This window comes from Intrasporangium calvum, assembly GCF_028446585.1.
Taxonomy (GTDB): Bacteria; Actinomycetota; Actinomycetes; order Actinomycetales; family Dermatophilaceae; genus Intrasporangium; species Intrasporangium calvum_A.
This window is the reverse complement of sequence record NZ_JAPFQL010000010.1, coordinates 1-17,066: the sequence shown is the minus strand read 5'-3', so window position 1 is coordinate 17,066 and position 17,066 is coordinate 1. Positions and strand designations below refer to the sequence as shown.

General features: G+C 72.2%; 18 protein-coding genes. 8 read left to right on the top strand and 10 right to left on the bottom strand.

The window, feature by feature from the left end; translation table 11 throughout:
• Positions 1 to 46 precede the first annotated feature (46 nt).
• The 6 genes from sigK to OO014_RS03655 all read left to right on the top strand — a co-directional run bounded on the left by sigK (position 47) and on the right by OO014_RS03655 (position 4,186).
• On the top strand, positions 47 to 670 hold the full coding sequence (gene sigK / locus OO014_RS03680; protein WP_272460919.1) for an ECF RNA polymerase sigma factor SigK: 624 nt from the start codon (positions 47 to 49) through the stop codon (positions 668 to 670).
• A complete protein-coding gene (locus OO014_RS03675; RefSeq protein WP_272460918.1) occupies positions 667 to 1,437 on the top strand; it encodes an anti-sigma factor in 771 nt (256 codons plus the stop codon). Before sigK ends, OO014_RS03675 begins: the two co-directional genes overlap by 4 nt.
• 121 nt (positions 1,438 to 1,558) lie before the next feature.
• On the top strand, positions 1,559 to 1,963 hold the full coding sequence (locus OO014_RS03670; protein WP_272460917.1) for a hypothetical protein: 405 nt from the start codon (positions 1,559 to 1,561) through the stop codon (positions 1,961 to 1,963).
• A gap of 23 nt (positions 1,964 to 1,986) precedes the next feature.
• Positions 1,987 to 2,640 carry a vWA domain-containing protein gene (locus OO014_RS03665; protein WP_272460916.1) on the top strand — a complete coding sequence of 218 codons (654 nt, stop codon included), beginning with the start codon at positions 1,987 to 1,989 and terminating at the stop codon, positions 2,638 to 2,640.
• Between the two features lie 46 nt (positions 2,641 to 2,686).
• Positions 2,687 to 3,229, top strand: a complete 543-nt coding sequence (locus tag OO014_RS03660; protein ID WP_272460915.1) for a hypothetical protein — start codon at positions 2,687 to 2,689, stop codon at positions 3,227 to 3,229.
• A gap of 15 nt (positions 3,230 to 3,244) precedes the next feature.
• Positions 3,245 to 4,186 carry a phosphotransferase enzyme family protein gene (locus OO014_RS03655; RefSeq protein ID WP_272460914.1) on the top strand — a complete coding sequence of 314 codons (942 nt, stop codon included), beginning with the start codon at positions 3,245 to 3,247 and terminating at the stop codon, positions 4,184 to 4,186.
• Here OO014_RS03655 and cobA read toward each other — a convergent pair.
• From cobA to OO014_RS03625, 6 genes are all read right to left on the bottom strand, one after another.
• Positions 4,179 to 5,411 carry a uroporphyrinogen-III C-methyltransferase gene (cobA, locus tag OO014_RS03650; protein ID WP_272460913.1) on the bottom strand — a complete coding sequence of 411 codons (1,233 nt, stop codon included), beginning with the start codon at positions 5,409 to 5,411 and terminating at the stop codon, positions 4,179 to 4,181. The genes OO014_RS03655 and cobA overlap by 8 nt on opposite strands.
• Before the next feature lies 1 nt (position 5,412).
• Positions 5,413 to 6,174, bottom strand: a complete 762-nt coding sequence (locus OO014_RS03645; protein WP_272460912.1) for a phosphoadenylyl-sulfate reductase — start codon at positions 6,172 to 6,174, stop codon at positions 5,413 to 5,415.
• On the bottom strand, positions 6,171 to 7,916 hold the full coding sequence (locus tag OO014_RS03640) for a nitrite/sulfite reductase (protein ID WP_272460911.1): 1,746 nt from the start codon (positions 7,914 to 7,916) through the stop codon (positions 6,171 to 6,173). Before OO014_RS03640 ends, OO014_RS03645 begins: the two co-directional genes overlap by 4 nt.
• An 83-nt stretch (positions 7,917 to 7,999) precedes the next feature.
• Entirely contained in the window at positions 8,000 to 8,824 is an 825-nt protein-coding gene (locus OO014_RS03635; RefSeq protein WP_420485474.1) for a lytic transglycosylase domain-containing protein, read from the bottom strand.
• A 198-nt stretch (positions 8,825 to 9,022) separates the two neighbouring features.
• Positions 9,023 to 10,264: a glycosyltransferase gene (locus OO014_RS03630; protein ID WP_272460909.1), complete on the bottom strand. Its 1,242-nt coding sequence runs from the start codon at positions 10,262 to 10,264 to the stop codon at positions 9,023 to 9,025.
• 38 nt (positions 10,265 to 10,302) lie between these two features.
• Entirely contained in the window at positions 10,303 to 10,932 is a 630-nt protein-coding gene (locus OO014_RS03625) for a TetR/AcrR family transcriptional regulator (RefSeq protein WP_272460908.1), read from the bottom strand.
• 90 nt (positions 10,933 to 11,022) lie between these two features.
• On the opposite strand from OO014_RS03625, the gene OO014_RS03620 reads away from it, so the two are divergent.
• Positions 11,023 to 12,177 (top strand): carbohydrate kinase family protein, encoded by a 1,155-nt coding sequence (locus OO014_RS03620; RefSeq protein ID WP_272460907.1) that lies wholly within the window; start codon positions 11,023 to 11,025, stop codon positions 12,175 to 12,177.
• 93 nt (positions 12,178 to 12,270) lie between these two features.
• Complete coding sequence (locus tag OO014_RS03615; protein WP_272460906.1) at positions 12,271 to 13,566, top strand: UPF0158 family protein; 1,296 nt, start codon at positions 12,271 to 12,273, stop codon at positions 13,564 to 13,566.
• Positions 13,567 to 13,649: 83 nt separating this feature from the next.
• Here OO014_RS03615 and OO014_RS03610 read toward each other — a convergent pair whose 3' ends face one another.
• From OO014_RS03610 to OO014_RS03595, 4 genes are all read right to left on the bottom strand, one after another.
• Positions 13,650 to 14,402, bottom strand: coding sequence for a CPBP family intramembrane glutamic endopeptidase (locus OO014_RS03610; RefSeq protein ID WP_272460905.1), 753 nt, complete (start codon positions 14,400 to 14,402; stop codon positions 13,650 to 13,652).
• 117 nt (positions 14,403 to 14,519) lie between these two features.
• Entirely contained in the window at positions 14,520 to 15,056 is a 537-nt protein-coding gene (locus tag OO014_RS03605; protein WP_272460904.1) for a mycothiol transferase, read from the bottom strand.
• A 97-nt stretch (positions 15,057 to 15,153) separates the two neighbouring features.
• Positions 15,154 to 16,083, bottom strand: coding sequence for a carbohydrate ABC transporter permease (locus OO014_RS03600; RefSeq protein ID WP_272460903.1), 930 nt, complete (start codon positions 16,081 to 16,083; stop codon positions 15,154 to 15,156).
• On the bottom strand, positions 16,080 to 16,994 hold the full coding sequence (locus OO014_RS03595; protein ID WP_272460902.1) for a carbohydrate ABC transporter permease: 915 nt from the start codon (positions 16,992 to 16,994) through the stop codon (positions 16,080 to 16,082). Before OO014_RS03595 ends, OO014_RS03600 begins: the two co-directional genes overlap by 4 nt.
• Positions 16,995 to 17,066 lie beyond the last annotated feature (72 nt).

Here is a 17,066-nt window from a genome sequence, read left to right as displayed (position 1 = left end):
CGACCTCGTCGGCTCGGCTCGGGCCCGGGTGAGGAGAATGGCACCCATGGCTCGGTTCTCGGTGGTCCCCTCGGGCGACGGTTCGTCGCCGGAGGGGGGCGCCGGCCCGGTCACGCCGGACGCCGGGGAGACGCTGGCCGATCTGCTGGCGCAGGCCGCGAGGGGGGACGAGGGCGCGTTCGGAGTGTTCTACGACCGCACCTCGGCCCGGGTCCACGGCCTGGTCCGGCGGGTGGTCCGCGACCCCGCCCAGTCCGAGGAGGTCACCCAGGAGGTGTTCCTCGAGCTGTGGCGGCAGAGCTCTCGCTTCGACCCGAGCCGGGGCAGCGTGCTCGCGTGGGCCCTGACCATCGCGCACCGCAAGGCCGTCGACCGGGTCCGGTCGTCCGAGGCGTCGCGCGGACGCGACGCGTCCTACGGTGCCGCGGCGGTGGACGTCGCCCATGACCACACGTCCGAGGCCGCCGTCGGCCGGCTCGAGGCCGAGCGTGTGCGACGGGCGCTGGACACGTTGACCGACGCCCAGCGCCGGGCCATCGAGCTGGCGTACTTCTCCGGCTACACGCACACCGAGGTCGCCTCCCTGCTCTCCCTGCCCCTGGGCACGGCGAAGACGAGGATCCGGGACGGCCTGATCAGACTCCGAGACACGTTGGGGGTGACCTCATGACCGACGACATCCACGCGCTGTCGGGCGCCTACGCCGTCGATGCGCTCGACGACCTCGAGCGAGGGCAGTTCGAGCGCCATCTGGCTGGCTGCGCGGCCTGCCGGGCGGAGGTCGCGAGCCTTCGTGAAGCCGCCGCGGAGCTCGCTGCCGGGGTCGAGCTGCCACCGCCCCCCGCGCTGCGGGGCAGCGTGATGGACGCCATCGGGGCGGTCCGCCCCCTGCCGCCCACTCCAGTGGCCCCGGTGTCCACAGGAGACGGGGACGCCACCGGACCCGGAGACACCCGGCTCCCCTCACCTCGAGTGGCCCCGGGATCCACAGGTCCGACCCGGTGGCGGCGCGTCCTGGTCGCCGCCGCGGCGGCAGGGGTCTTCAGTGTCGCGGGCGTCGGCATCTGGCAGGCCCGGGATGACGGGCCGGCACCGACCCTGGCCCAGCAGGTGCTTGACGCCTCGGACGCCTCGCGCGCGAGCCAGACCCTCCAGGGCGGTGCGACGGCCGCGGTCGTCCGGTCGCCGTCCCTGGGAAGGGCCGTCCTCGTGACCACCGGGATGCCCGCCGCGCCGGAGGGGAAGGTCTACCAGCTGTGGCTCCAGACCGCGGACGGGCGGATGGCGTCTGCGGGCATCTTGCCGGCCGGAGCGGACCAGGTCGTCGTGCTCGAGGGCGATGCCCGGACCGCCACTGCGGCCGGGATCTCGATCGAGCCGGCCGGCGGGTCCACGCAGCCGACCACCGAGCCGATCGCCCTCTTCTCCTTCACCTGACGCAACACGCCCGGCGCCTGGCAACCCACCCCTGCTGCAACGCGGTGAGTTCCGAGGCGCCGGGCGTGTTGCTGGCAGTTCGTTGTTGCGGGGCCGCAGTTAGTGCGGGTACGCTGAAACCATGGCACCGAAGTCTCCGAGCCCGATCGCCCTCGCCGTCGCCGCGGCCGAGGAGGCCCTGCGCCACGTCGACCCGGACCAGGCCGGCGCCGCCCTGCCACACCTGCGCGCCGCCCAGGACCACCTCACCCGCGCCATCGACGAGGCCATGGCGGCCGCCGTGCTCGCCGAGGGCAGCTCGATCCGGACCGCGGGGTCGCTGGCCGGACTGTCCGAGAACGCCGTGGGCCCACGACTGGCCAGGACCTCGCTCCTGTCCGCCTACGCGGCCCCGGACGCCGACAGGGTCACGGCCTCGGGCGTCGAGCGAGCGCGCTACGACCTCGAGGAGGGTCGGCACCGGCGCACCGACCCCGACACGAGCACGCCCCGGCCCATGCGCTTCCGCGCACGACGCACCACCTGACCCAGGCCCCGAGGAGGGAGACCATGACCAACCCGCACCTCACCCACATCGCGTTCCTGCTCGACCGCAGCGGGTCGATGCAGTCGATCAAGGACGACACCGAGGGGGGCTTCAACGCCTTCGTCGAGGAGCAGCGCCGGCAGGGCGGCGACTGCCGCGTCACACTCGCTCAGTTCGACAACGAGTACGAGGAGGTCTACCGCGACCTGCCCCTCGCCGACGTCCCGCCACTGCACCTCGTGCCGCGGGGATCGACGGCCCTGCTCGACTCCATCGGCCGCCTCGTGACGTCGACGGGCGAGCGTCTTGCCGCCCTCACGGAGGATGAGCGGCCGGGCATGGTGATCATCGGCATCATGACCGACGGCCACGAGAACGCCTCGCGGGAGTGGACCCATCCGGCCGTCAAGGCCCTCATCGAGCAGCAGACGAAGGCCTACGGCTGGCAGTTCCTCTACATGGGGGCGGACCAGGACGCGATCGAGGTGGGGGCCAGCATCGGCGTCGCGGCAGCCAACGCGATGACCTACAGCCGTGGCCGGGTCCACGCGATGATGTCGGCCACGTCGCGCAACATCGGCCGGACCCGCGCAGCGATGGCGTCGGGCGCGACCGCAGCGGAGGCAGCCAAGCTGATCGCCTTCGACGACGACCAGCGAGCCGCCTCCCAGGACTGAGCGCCGGATCACCGCCGCCCGCACCCGGGCCGAGTACCTTGTGCGCATGACCAACGTGGGCGGAGGCGCATCCGAGGTGGCGCAGCGCGACGACGACGAGTTCGAGGTGGCTGTCCCGGCCTCGCCGACCGGAGAGACCGAGGTCATGCCGGCCTCCGCTCCTGACCACACGCGACGAATCCCGTTGCTGGACGAAGAGCCCCGTCCCATCACCCCCATGCCGGGCGACGACGCGGCAGCACCGGTCGCCCCACCTCCGAGCCGCACCTCACGGACCGCCCGCTTCGGCGCCGCCCTCTTCTGGATGGCCGCTGGGTGGTGGCTGTTCGCCGTGGTGCGGTGGGGGACCGAGGTGGCCCGGGCCAGCAATGTCGACGGCGTGTGGCGCCAGGTCCCGACCGCGACCCTCACCGATGCGGCGCGCGACGCCACCGACCGCGCCCCCAGCGAGCTCATCGCCCTCGTGGCCCTCTCCTTCATCGCCACCCTGGTCCTGCTGATCAGTCGGGGCCGCCGGTGGCTGGGAGTGCCTGGCCTCGGGCTGGCTGCCGCAGCGGTTGTCGTCGCCTGGTGGCACCTGGGGCCGTGACCCCGGCCGGACCCCATGCTCCGTCCCGCTGATGCAGGCGCCATCGCCGCGGCCTTCGGTCTCCCGCCGGACGCGGTCCTGAGCGGTCCGGTCGCACGCGGCCAGCTGGGGCAGATCTGGCGCCTCCGGTCCGGTGCGGGCTCGTGGGCCGTCAAGGAGTGGTTCGCCTCGCCGGATGTCACCGCGGTCGAGGCGGACCACGGCTTCTCGGAGGCGGCCCTGTCCGCCGGCGTGCTCACTCCGCGGTCTCGGCTGTCGTTGGCGGGCAGCGTGCTCGCTCACGTCGGCGGCACGCCCGTCCGGGTGATGGAGTGGATCGACCTCGCCGCCCGGACCCGTCGGCTCGACCCCGCGGCGGTCGGACGGACCCTGGCCCAGCTGCACCGGGCCGGGGCGCCGACCGACGAGCGAGTCGGCAACTGGTTCGCCACAGGCGTCGGTGAGGCCGGCTGGCGGGAGCTGCACCGGGCGCTCGTCGGTGCGCAGGCGCCCTTCGCCGACGAGCTCGAGACGCTGATCCCCGAGCTGCTGGCCGTGGAAGGGATCATCGAGCCGCACGACCGGCCGCGGATCTGTCACCGCGACCTCTGGGCCGACAACGTCCTCGCGACGGCTGACGGACGCATCTGCGTCATCGACTTCGAGAACATGGGGCCCGCCGACCCCTCACAGGAGCTGGCCATGGTGCTCTACGAGTTCGGCGACGACGATCCTGCACGGGCGAAACTGCTCCACGACGCCTACGCCGCGGCCGGTGGGCCGGGTCGCGTGCTCCGACGAGGGCACTTCAGCATGCTCGTCGCGGAGCAGGCGCACATCACCAGCTATGCGTGCGCGCGGTGGGTCGGGGAGAGCGATCCCGCGGAACGCGTCCGCCTGGAGGCGTGGATCCGCGAGACGCCGGAGGACCCGGTGACCTTGGCCCGGATCGACCGGATCCTCGCAGCGGTCAGCTGACCCCGCCCGCGACGGCCTCGGACCACTCCGGGCCGAGCCGGACGACGTCGCCGACGACGATGACGGCCGGCGACTCCACGCCACGCTCCCGGGCCAGCGCACCGATGGTCGACACCGTCCCGACCGTCGTCCGCTGCGTGGGCGCAAAACCCCGCTCGACGACGGCGACCGGGCAGTCAGCCGAACGACCCTGGGCCACCAAGGTAGTCATCGTCTCGGACAGCTGGCTGACACCCATGAGCAGGACGAGCGTGTGGTCGCTCCCGGTCGGCAGGCCGGGAATGGCCTCATGCCCGGTGACGACGGTGAAACCACGCGCGACGCCCCGGTGCGTGACGGGGATGCCGGCCGCAGCGGGCACGGACACGGCGCTCGTCACCCCCGGCACGACCTCGACGGACAGCCCGGCGGCCTCGCAGGCCAGTCGCTCCTCGCCCCCGCGCCCGAGCACGTAGGGGTCCCCACCCTTGAGGCGCACGACCCCGAGGCCCCGAGAGGCCTCCTCGACGAGGATCTCGTTGATGCGCCACTGCGGCACCGCGTGATGGCCTGGAGTCTTGCCGACATCGATGACCCGCACGGAGGCCGGCAGCCGGTCGACGATCGCGCGCGGTGCCAGCCGGTCCACGACGACGACGTCGGCCGAGCGCAGCAGCTGGTGCCCGCGGGCAGTGAGCAGGCCGTCGACACCCGGCCCGCCCCCGACGAGCGCGACCCAGCCGGACGTGGTCCGGTGACGGGTGCGCCGGAGATCCAGGTCGCCTCGCGTGGCCGCGTCGGCAACCCCGTCCCGAAGGGAGGTCGCCAGACCAGGGTCCCCAGCGGCATACGTGCTGATGGTGACCCGGCCGTCCGGGATGGTCACGTCAGCCCGGGCCGGGACGCTTGCGGCCGTCGTGGCGGCGTCCGTGGCGTCGACACACCAGACCCGCAGGCTCTCGGCGTCCCGTGCGACCTGCCGGTCGACGCCGGACTCGCCGACGGCCGTGTGCACCAGCCAGGCACCGTCGAGGTCAGTGGCGTCCACATAGTCGCGCGCCTGCCACTCGACGGCTCCCTCGAGGACAAGGTCGCGCAGGTCCTCGCAGACCCACGGCGAGATGACGCGCACGGCGGCGCCCTCGTCGACGAAGGCGCGGACCCGACGCGCCGACACCGGGCCGCCGCCGACGGCGACGACGAGTCGACCGGTCAGGTCGAGGACGAGGGGCAGGGCGGACTTCATGTCAGGTGTGCAGGCCGCACTCGGTCTTGGTGAAACCGGCCCACCGTCCGGCCCGGGGGTCCTCGCCCGGCTCGACCCGGCGCGTGCACGGCTCGCAGCCGATCGAGGGGTAGCCGTCGGACAGGAGCGAGTTGACCTCGACCTGGTTGTCGACGGCATAGGTCTGGAGCTCGTCGAAGGTCCAGGCGGCGAGCGGGTTGATCTTCACCAGCCCGTTCTTGTCGTCCCACGTGACGAGCGGCGTGTTCGTCCGGGTCGGCGCCTCGTCGCGGCGCACGCCGGTGACCCACGCCTCGTAGAGGGGCAGGGTGCGGGCGAGCGGCTCCACCTTCCGTAGCTGGCAGCAGAGGGCCGGGTCGCGCTCCCAGAGCCGGGGCCCGTACTGCGCGTCCTGCTCGGCCACGGTCTGGGCCGGCGTCACGTTGACGAGGGTGATCGGCAGGTCCTGCGCGACGATGTCGCGCGTCACCAACGTGTCCGAGAAGTGATACCCCGTGTCCAGGAAGAGGACATCCACGCCCGGCGCGTGCTGGGCGACGACGTGCGGCAGCACGGCGTCGGCCATGGAGCACGCCACGGCGAGGGAGCGGGCGAAGTGCTCCGCCGCCCAGGCTGCGACCTCGTCGGCCGTCGGCTCGTCGGCCGGGTCAGCCGCAAGACGCGCCTCCAGCCGGTCGTTGAACTCGGCGACGAGCGCCTTGAGCTCGTCGTCGGACCGGCGGCGGCGTGGCACCGCCGGCGTGCCCAGCGCCACGGCGCTCACAGCAGCACCCCCTCGTCGGCGCGGGCGGCCCACGACGAGAAGGTCTCGCCGGCCGCGCGGTCGGCGAGGAACCGCCGCACGACCCGCTCGACGTAGTCGGGCAGCTCACCCGCGGTCACCTTGAGCCCGCGGACGGTCCGGCCGAGGCCGGCCTCGTCCCGGTCGGACGAGGCGAGCCCTCCCCCGAGGTGGACCTGGAAGCCGGGCTGCTGCACCGGCCCGTCGGGCCCGTCGACGGTGATGATCTGGCCCTTGAGCCCGATGTCCGCCGTCTGGATCCGAGCGCAGGAGTTGGGGCAGCCGTTGACGTTGAGCAGGATCGGGGTGTCGAGGCTGCCGTCCGCGACGGCGTCCGCGAGGCGCCGCTCGAGCTCGGTGATCGCGGCTGCCGCGGTGTCCTTGGTGTCGACGATGGCGAGCTTGCAGTACTCGATCCCGGTGCAGGCCATCGTCGTGCGGCGGAAGGGGCTCGGCTGCGCGGTGAGCCCGAGGTCCTCGAGACCGGTGACGAGCCGCTCCACGCCCGCCTCGGGCACATCGAGGATGACGAGCTTCTGGTGGGCGGTGAGGCGGACGCGTCCGGCGCCCACCTCCTCGATCAGGTCCGCCAGGCCGGTGAGGACCGGCCCGCCAACCCGGCCCACGACGGGGGCGGCGCCGACGTAGTAGTTGCCGTCCTTCTGCAGGTGGACGCCGACGTGGTCGCCGGGGCTCGTGGCGGGCTCGGGCGCCGGGCCGTCAGGCAGTGGGTAGCCGAGGTACTCGTTCTCCAGGACCGCGCGGAACGTGCCGACACCCCAGTCGGCGAGGAGGAACTTGAGGCGCGCCTTGTTGCGCAGCCGCCGGAAGCCGTAGTCCCGGAAGACCTGGATGACGCCGTGCCAGACCTCGGCCGCGCGCTCCTCGGAGACGAAGACGCCGATCCGCTCGGCGAGCCGGGGCGCGGTCGACAGTCCGCCGCCGACCCACAGGTCGTAGCCGGGGCCGAGCTCGGGGTGGACGACCCCGACGAGGGAGACGTCGTTGATCTCGTGCACGACGTCGAGGCTCGGGTGGCCGGTGATGGCCGTCTTGAACTTGCGTGGGAGGTTGGCGAGTTCGGGGTCGCCGATCCAGCGGCGCTTGATCTCGAGAATGACCGGCGTGGGGTCGATGATCTCGTCGGCGGCGATCCCCGCGACGGGGCTGCCGAGGAACCCGCGGGGGGTGTCGCCGCAGGCGGTCGTCGTCTCGAGGCCGACCGACTCGAGGCGCCGCCAGATCTCCGGGACGTCCTCCACGGCGATCCAGTGGTACTGGAGGTTCTGGCGGTCGGTGATGTCGGCGCTGCCCCGAGCGAAGTCGGCGGAGATGCCCCCGAGCACCCGCAGCGCCGCGGGCGAGAGGGCCTGCCCGTCGGTTCGGACGCGGAGCATGAAGTACTTGTCGCTCAGCTCGTCGTCGCTGAGCTGGGCGGTGCGGCCGCCGTCGATGCCGGGCTTGCGCTGGGTGTAGAGCCCCCACCAGCGGAAGCGGCCCGTGAGGTCCTCGGCGGGAATCGCGTCGAAACCCTCCTTGGCATAGACGGTCTCGATGCGCTCGCGCACGGCGAGGCCGCCCTCGGCCTGCTTCCACACCTCGTTGGCGTTGAGCGGCTCGGTGCCGTCGACGTTCCACTGACCGTTGGAGCGGTTCCCGCGCGGCGGCCTGGTGGCGGGGCGCGGGGGCGCGGGGGCCTCGACGGGGCTCTGGGTGACGGTCATGTAATGCAATGTATAACCGACGCTTATCTATACCCAAAGCCGGTCCATGATCCGGGCCAATCCCACTGCTCCGGTGGGAATGCTCAGGGACCGGCGACGACGCCACCCATCACCGAGTCGTGCAGGTCGAGCACCGCGGCGAGGTACTGCCTCGAGTGGTTGTAGGACAGGATCGCCGCCTCGAGGTCGGCGGGCCGGGACAGGTCCCGCCCGCCCGCGCACAGGTAGCGGCCGGCTGCCAGGGCGGCGTCCTCGACGTTCTGGGGGTCGGCCACCCCGTCGCCGTTCCCGTCCGCACCCCACAGCCGCCACGTCCCGGGGATGAACTGCATCGGCCCCACCGCCCGGTCCCACACGGGGTCTCCGTCGAGACGCCCGCCGTCGGTGTCCCGGATCGCGGCGAACCGCCCTCCCGCGAGGGCCGGCCCGACGACCGGCGGCACGACGTCGTGATCCTTGTCGAGGCGGCGCCCGCGCAGGGAGCTCGACTCGACCTCGCCGAGGGCCATGAGGAGGGCGGACGGCAGGTGGCACCGGTCGCTCAACGCGTCCGCCGCCTTCTGGTACGCGGCGCCGAGCACGTCGTACTTCGTGCGCTGGCGCTCGGGGATCGTGCCGGAGATCGTGCCGGGGGCCGTGGCGATGGGCGGGGTCTGGAGGTCGGCGGGAGGCGTCCACGCCCTGTCCGGAGCGGCCGCGGAGCCACCACCAGGCTGAAGGCGGGTGGCAGCGACATATCCGGCCGTCACCCGGACGAGGTCGTGCAGGCGCAGCACCGGCTCAGCCGCAGTGGAGCCCAGGGCGAGGCCGCTCCGCGGGATCGGGGTCGGGATCGGGGTCGGGATCGGGGTCGGCTCCGCCCGGGCGGGAGCAGCGGCGGCCACGAGCACGGCGCACACGACGGTCATCACGCTGCCGACCCTGAGGCGCACCTGCCTCCTGCTCCCCGACCTGCTCCCCGAACTGCTCCCCACGTCACGACCATACGTTGGGGTGGGCCTGCTCACGGCCGAATGGCTCGTATGCCGCTGGGCCGGCTCCCAGCCCAGCCCACCGGCTGAGGGCGGCGGGCTGCGGGAGCGAGCCCAGCGGCATACGGCATGGGGTCAAGCGCGACGGGCGGCGGAGCGTTCCACGAGCTCCTCCACGGCAGCCGCCCCCGCAGCAGCGCCCCCGGCGGCTCGGTAGCCGGCCGCAACCCGCTCGGCTCCCGCCTTGCACCCGATGGCCGTGCGGACCTGCTCGCGCAGCGCCTCCGGAGTGAGCTTCTTGGCAGCGAGTCGCGTGCCCGCGCCCGCGTTGACGACCCGGGCCGCGACCTCGAGCTGGTCCCGCCCGAACGGCACGACGCACACCGGCACTCCACGGGCGAGCGCCTTCTGCGTCGCTCCCATGCCACCGTGGGTCACGGCCGCGACAGCACGGTCAAGAACCGGCCCGTGCGGCACGAAGTCGACGACGCGGACGTTGGCCGGCAGCGCACCGACGTCGCTCACCCCGGCCGGCATGGTCGCGATGACGGTGTAGGGCTCGCCGGCCATCCCCTCGGCGGCCGCCCGGACGAGCGCCTCGTCGGCCTGGTACTCCGAGGACGTCGTCACGAGGACCAGCGGACCGTCGATCTCGGCGAGCCAGGCCGGCGCGTCCTGGGGCGGCTCCCAGTTGAGCGCGCCGATCATCCGGATCCGGTCCCCCCAGTCCGGATGGGGGTACTCGAAGGGCTCCGACGTCGTCACGAGCATCAGCGGCGCCTGCCGGTAGAACTGGTCGGCGGTCCGGATCGGTGGCAGGCCCCACTCGGCTCGGAGCGGGTTGACCCTGGGCCGCAGGACCCGCTCGGCTGCGCCCGTGACGAACGGCCGCGCCACGCCGTCGCGCAGCCGCCCGAGCAGGCCTGGCAACGGAGCGAAGCCGGGGCCGAAGGGCGGCGTGCCCGATGACGAGAGGGGCGGCGTGTAGGGGCTGAAGGTCACCCACGGGCGGCCCCAGGCCTGAGCCGCCAGCTGGGCGCCCCACGAGTTCGTGTCGACGATGACGACGTCAGGTCGGACCTCGTCGAGTGCCTTCTTGAGGTCCGGACCGTCGAGCCGGGCGCGCTGGCTGAACGTGAGCACCGCCAGCTTGAGCCCCTCGATCGGGTTGGTCGCCTCCCAGTCGGGATGGACGATCTCGCCGATGGCGGGGTCGATGGGCTCGACCTCGAGCCCGGCGCGGCGCGCGGCAGCGACCTGCGATCCGAGGGTGCGCAGGTGCACCTCGTGGCCCCGATCGCGCAGCTCGAGCAGGAGCGGCATCAGCGGGAAGAGGTGCCCTATCGCGGGCGACGTGTAAGCGAGGATGGTGGACATCGGTGGTGCCTTTCCCTGTCAGTGCGCCGGTGGCGCGCTCAGCGGGGCCCGCGGGACCCGCCCGGAGCGGTGGTGGAGGTGAGTGGTTCGAGCAGCTCGGTCAGCGCGACGGTCACCTGGCGACGGCTCAGGCCTGCGTCGCGCCGCAGGAGCTTCCACAGGTAGACGTCACAGACTGCGACGAGCTGGGCGAGCCGTCGGTCCCGCTCGACGCCGGTCAGCCCGTCCAGGGACGGGCCGAAGACGCGCTGGCACCAGGCTCGGTGGTAGCCGCGCGCCGCGGTCGTGATCTCGGCGATCACCGGCGAGCCCTCCTCCTCGGCGAGCAGCCGCAGGGAGAGGTCACCGACCATCTCGTAGTGCTCGACGAGGTTGGCCACGATGGCCGGGACGTCACCGACCGGCGCCTCGCCACGTTGGGCGGCGATCTCGCCGCTGGCCTGCTCGGCTGCGGCGGCCAGGAGCCCGTCCCGGTCGCCGAACCGCCGGATGACCGTCTGCACGGTCACACCGGCTCGCTGCGCGACCGCCGCGAGAGTGAGCTGCGAGAGCGGCATCTCGACGAACAGCTGCGTCACCGCAGCGAGGATGCGCTCACCGGTCCGCTCCGCAGCGCGGGCCCGCTCACGCATGACGTACGCCCTGGGAGGCGTCGTCTCGATTTTCATGTTAATCAGGCTAACTTCAATTCAGGCAGAGCGCCACGGGTTTTCTCCGCATCCACAAACCCCGCGACCGGGCCGGCGCGATGGAGGATCATGAGGGGAATGCCGGAGAACACGTTCGACCCGCTGGCTGCGCGACGGGCACCCGACGCGCCGGACGTGGACGTCTTCGTGTGGGGGACCGTCTTCCTCGACATCATCTTCGCCGGCCTGCCGACGGCACCCAAGCCCGGGACCGAGGTCTGGTCGGAAGGGCTGGCGTCCTGCCCCGGCGGGATCGCCAACCTCGCCGTGGCGACCCGCCGCCTGGGCCTGCGCACCTCCCTGGCCGCGGCCTTCAGCGACGACGACTACGGCGACTTCTGCTGGCGGATCCTCGCCGAGCAGGAGGGCATCGACCTCGGCCGCAGCCGGCAGTTCCCCGACTGGCACAGCCCGGTCACCGTCTCGATGGCCTTCGCCGGCGACCGCAGCATGGTCTCCCACGGGCACCCGCCACCCGTCCCGTCGGTCGACCTCATCGGTGACCCTCCGCGCTCGCGGGCCGTCATGGTCGACCTCGCGGAGCAGGGCCTCTTCGAGGCCGCCGGCCCGCCGGGATCAGCTGGTGAGAGCTGGGTCGACGCGGCCCGCCGGCACGGGGCGCTCGTCTTCGCCGATGTCGGGTGGGACCCGGAGGAGCGGTGGGACCGCTCGGTCCTCGACCGGCTGAGCCGGTGTGACGCCTTCCTACCCAACGCCGTCGAGGCCATGGCCTACACCGGCACGAGCTCGGCCCGCGACGCGCTCTTCGCGATCGCTGACCGCGTGCCCATCGCTGTGGTGACCGCCGGCGCGGACGGCGCGCTGGGGATCGACACGAGGACCGGTGAGGAGGCCCAGGTGCCGTCGCTGCGCGTGCGTGAGGTCGACGCCACCGGCGTCGGCGACGTGTTCGCCGCGGCCATGCTCGTCGGCACGCTTGCCGAGTGGCGGCTCGCCGACCGGATGTCGTTCGCCAGCCTCGCGGCGGCCCTCGCACTCCAGCAGTACGGCGGCTCCCTCGCCGCCCCCGGCTGGGGCGACATCGCGGACTGGTGGACCGGCCTGTGCTCCGACGCCACCGACGACGCCTACCACCGGTCGCTGCGGCGCCGGTATGCCTTCCTCGACGACATCGTCCCGCGGGTTCCCGTCACGGCCTGCCGACGGGCCACGGCGACCATCGCGCGACGGGCCGACGTGCAGGACGTGCGGGAGGTCCGCTGACACCGGGTCGCTTCGAGGGTCCGGCTCACGCACGATGAGGTGCCGGTGGCCCCGAATGTGCCGGTGCGCCTCTTTGCTGGCAGAGTTGGTCGAGTGGCACCGCGATGGCTGAGGATCCGCGTCGACCTGGTGGCCGGACGCGGAGAGACCCTCCGACCAGCCCCCGGGCGCGTCATGCTCGTGCCACCCACGGCCACGTTCGACGACTTCGGTCTCGGGGTCGACCTCGCGCTCGGGCGCTGGGAGGTGACCCGGCCGCGCTCCTTCAGGACCGGCTGGCACGGACGCCATGAGCGACGCGGCGCCGGCACCGGCGACCTCGCGCCGGACCGCACCCTCCACGGCTCGGTCGCCAAGGGCAGCCGCTTCGAGTACCTCTTCGACGACGACGAGAAGTGGATCCACGAGTGCGTGGTCGAGGAGTTCGTCGCCCGCCGCGAGACGGAGGGACGGCCACCGATCCCGGTGCCGCTCCTCGGCTGGGGGTCGGTCCCCGACCAGTTCGGGCGCACCGTGCCCGAGGAGGTCGGGCTGCCGGCGCTGGGGGACGACTCGGCCGCGGGGTCACCTCCCGACCCTGATGCGGCGCCGGATCGCGGCGGCCGTTCCAGCACTCCCTCGGGCGTGGCATCCTCCAGCTCGCGCCCGCCCGCCCCGCGCGAGGGCAGGCGCCGGCACCGGGGCCGCGCCAAGCCCCTCGACCTGACCGCGGTGCGTGCCGCCTCACGCACCGGTGATGTCAGCGCGCTCCTCGCCGGCCTCGACGGGCGCGACCTCGGCCCCGCGCTCCAGCAGGTGGGCGACGCGCTCCTGCGCACCTACCGGTCCGCCGACGGTGCCGACCACGCGCGCCTCGAGCCCGCGCTGCGGGAGGTCGAGACCCTGCTCGGCCACCGGGGCTGGGACGGCGACGACGTCCTGGCCGAGGAGATCGACGTCCTGCTCAGCGGCTCCGAGCGGCGCGGCCGGACGCTGACCGTCGACATCGAGGAGCTCTCGGAGGTCATGGCCAACGGCGGCGACGACCCCGGCGGCTACCTGCACCTCGACACCGGCGAGGTGGTCCACGCCTTCCTCCACCACAGCTTCGAGGACCTCGACAGCCTCGAGCCGGAGGAGGAGCCCGGTGACGAGGTGGACAACCTCTGGATCTACGTCGACCACGACACCACCGCCGCCTACGCGGACATGGAGGCCTTCGCCCAGGCCGTCTCCGACCGGGTCGCCGGAATCCTCAGCGTGGCGATCCGCGGCAAGGGTGCCTTCGCGCGGTTCCGGCGGACAGTGGACGAGCTCGACCTGTGGGGCGAGTGGCAGGTGTTCTCGGACGACCGGGCCTTCGGCCGGGCGCGTGCGCTGCTGCGGTCGCAAGGCATCAGACCCGTCTGACCCCAGCCCCCCAACTCGAGTGGCCCCACTTTCCACAGGGGACAGGTCCGACCAGGTCCGACCAGGTCAGGTGAGGCGCCAGGTCAGGTGAGGCGCCAGGCCACCACGCCGAAGAGGACGCCCAAGGCGTTGGTCGCCCAGTGCATGCCGACGCTGGCCAGGATGCTGCCGCTGCGACGCCGCAGCTCACCGGCGATGAGGCCACCTGCGGCCGTGAAGAGCACGGTGCCCGCCACGCTGACGACCTGCTGCCAGGCACCGAGCCCGACCATGACCGCCCCCAGGGCGGGGTTCGCGGTGACGGCGGCCGACGCGGGCAGCACGTGCCAGAGCCCGAAGAGCAGGGACGACCCGAGAGCCACCTGCCAGACCCGGGCGTGCCGGGACAGGAAGCCCCAGAGCACCGAGCGGAAGGCCACCTCCTCGAGGAGGACGGTGCCGACGGGGATGATGACGAAGGCCGTGAGCAAGGCGCTCGCGGGCGGCAGGTGGTAGCGCGCGTCCAGGAAGGCGGTCCGCGTCTGGGGGATGAGCACGCCGGCGAGATAGACCAGGGCGACGACCCCGATGACCCCGAGGCCCCAGCGCACTCCGGCAGCGTGGGTGCGCCGGCTCAAGCCGAGCTGGCGCCACGTCAGGCCGGAGAACCGGGCGAACGCCATGAGCGCGACGGCGCCCACCGGTCCCAGCCAGAGGGACCCCCAGCCGAAGACGTGGTTGGCCAGGTTGAGGCCGACCAGGGCCAGGACCACGACGACCGTCGCCCAGAGACCCGGGCGGCGCCGGGCCGGCGCGGTCCGCTGCTCTGGGTGGGGGACGGTGGCTGTGGCAGTCATCGCCCCGAGGGTCGCATGCATACCTGTCAATTACCCAGCCGCATCCGTCTCGTGGGCACCCCATCGCGCCTGATCCGCCTGATCCGCCTCATCCGCCCCTCAGGTCACGTCAGTCTCTCAGGCTCGACGTTGAGCCAGTCCACGCACATACTGCGCCTGGCCAAGATGCTTGGCCGAGTCGTCGAGGACGGAGACGACCCGGACGGCGACCGTGACGGGCGGGTCCCAGTTGCGGTCGATGACGCGGGCGAAGTCGTCGGCGTCGAGCCCACGCAGGACCTGAAGCGTCAGGTCGTGCACGGCCTCGTGATAGCCGACGAGGTCCGCGGGGTCCGGCGCGGTGAACGCACCCACGTCGGCCGACGACATGCCGTAGCCGTGGGCGTCCTCGGGGTAGGGCAGGGCGAACCGCTCGGCCCAGGCACCGGAGCGCCAGGCCGAGCGGACGTGGCCCAGCTGGGCGAGCTGTTCGTCCTGCTGGCGACTCAGGTGCCAGACCAGCCAGGCGATGTGGTTGGCGTCGGCGTCTGGTCGCCAGAGCAGTTGCTCGACGCTGAGGCCTTCGACGACGTCCGGCACGCCTTCCGCGATGCGACCGAACCCGTCGATGAGCAGCTCGGTGGCCAGGCCGGCGGTGGTGCGACTGTCACCCATCCACCCAGCATGGCCCGAAACGCTCCAGCAGGCGACCCTCCCCCCTCGAGTGGCCCCGCCTTCCACCGGGAGGCTGTGGACACCGGGGCCACTCGAGCTACTTGACGGAGCCGCTCATCAGGCCGCCGATGAAGTACCGGCCCAGGAGGATGTAGACGAGCAGGGTCGGCAGCGACGCGAGCAGCACGCCGGCCATGATCGACGGGTAGTCCGGGTTCTGCCCACCGGCGAGCTCGTTCAGCGCATACGTGACCGGGCCGGTGTTCCGGTTCGTCAGGAACAGTGCGAAGAGGAAGTCGTTCCACGCCGAGGTGAACTGCCAGATCATCGTCACGACGAAGCCGGGCGCCGAGAGCGGCAGGACGATCGACCGGAAGGTCCGCAGCATCCCGGCACCGTCGACCTTGGCGGCCTCGAGCATCTCGTTGGGCACCGCCGTGGCGTAGTAGTTGCGGAAGATCAGGGTGCAGATCGGGATGCCGAAGATCACGTGGACCGCGACGAGCTTGGCGATGCCGTCGAACCACGAGAACCCTGGCGTCGCCTGGACGTCGAGCAGCATCCCCTGCAGCGGGATCATCACGGCCTGGTAGGGGATGAACATGCCGAAGAGGAAGAGCGTGAAGATCGTCGTCGCCCCCGGGAAGCGCCACTTGGCGAAGACGAAGCCGTTGAGCGACCCCAGGGCCGCCGACAGCACGGCCACCGACGTCGCGAGGATGACCGAGCGGAACAGCGCCGGCGAGAGCGCGTCCCAGGCGGCCCGCCAGCCGCCGACCGACCATGCGCTCGGGAACGTCCAGGCCTGGCTCGCGTTGACGTCCGCGCTCCGCTTGAAGCTCGTGACGAAGAGGACGTAGAGGGGGATGATGATGACGATCACGAAGAGGATGAGCAGCCCGTAGCGGAGCGTCCGCCCGGCGACCGTCCCCTCAGTGCCCGGGGCGTGCCCCGTCGAGACGCGCGGGGGGATGACGTCAGGTCCCGCTGCGCCGGCCGGGGGGGCCGTGTTGGTCGTGGCGGTCATCCGCGGCTCTCCTTCTCGGTCTTGTTGGTGTAGATCAGGTAGGGCACGACGACGACGGCGACGAGGATGAGCAGGATCGTCGCGTTGGCAGCCGCGGCCGTCGGGTTGTTCTGCTGGAACATCTGCGTCCACATCAAGGTGGCCGGCACCGACGCCTTGTAGGAGCTCTGGCCGGCGATCGCGTAGATGAGGTCGAACATCTTCATCGACATGTGGCCGATGATGATGAGCGCCGAGAGTGCGATCGGCGACAGCTGCGGGAAGAGGACGTGCCGGTAGATCTGCCGCTCCGTGGCGCCGTCGATCCGCGCGGCCTCGCGCTGGTCGTCGGAGATGCCGCGGAAGCCGGCGAGGAAGAGCGCCATGACGTAGCCGGACAGCTGCCAGATCGCCGGGATCGCCATCGCGGCCATCGAGAACATGTTGGGCGACTGCCACCACGAGCTCTGGAAGCGTTCCAGCCCGATCATCGCGAGCAGCTGGTTGAGGCCGACGGCCTGGTCGCCCTTGCCGGGGGAGAGCAGCCAGCGCCACACGATGCCGGCGGCGATGAACGAGATCGCCATCGGCAGCAGGTAGACCGAGCGGAAGATGCCCTCGGCGTTGACGCCCTTCTCGAGCAGCACCGCCCAGAGCAGGCCGAAGAACATCGTCCCGGCGACGAAGACGACGGTGAGGACGAGCAGGTTGAACAGGGCGTGCTGGTAGCCCTCGCTGCCGAGCAGGTTCGAGTAGTTCTCGACCCCGCCGGGGTTTGTCACCCGCTTGCTCGCCTTGGTCACGGTGCGCTCGAGCGAGGTCGCGACGTTCCGGAAGATGAGCCAGTAGACGAAGATCCCGACGAGGATGATCGACGGCAGGACGAGCAGGAAGCCGGGCAGCCAGTCACGCAGCTTGGTCGCCGTACGCATGAACGTCTCCTTGGGAGGGCGGTAGGGCTGGAAATGAGGGTATGCCGCTGAGCCGGCTCAGCGGCATACCCT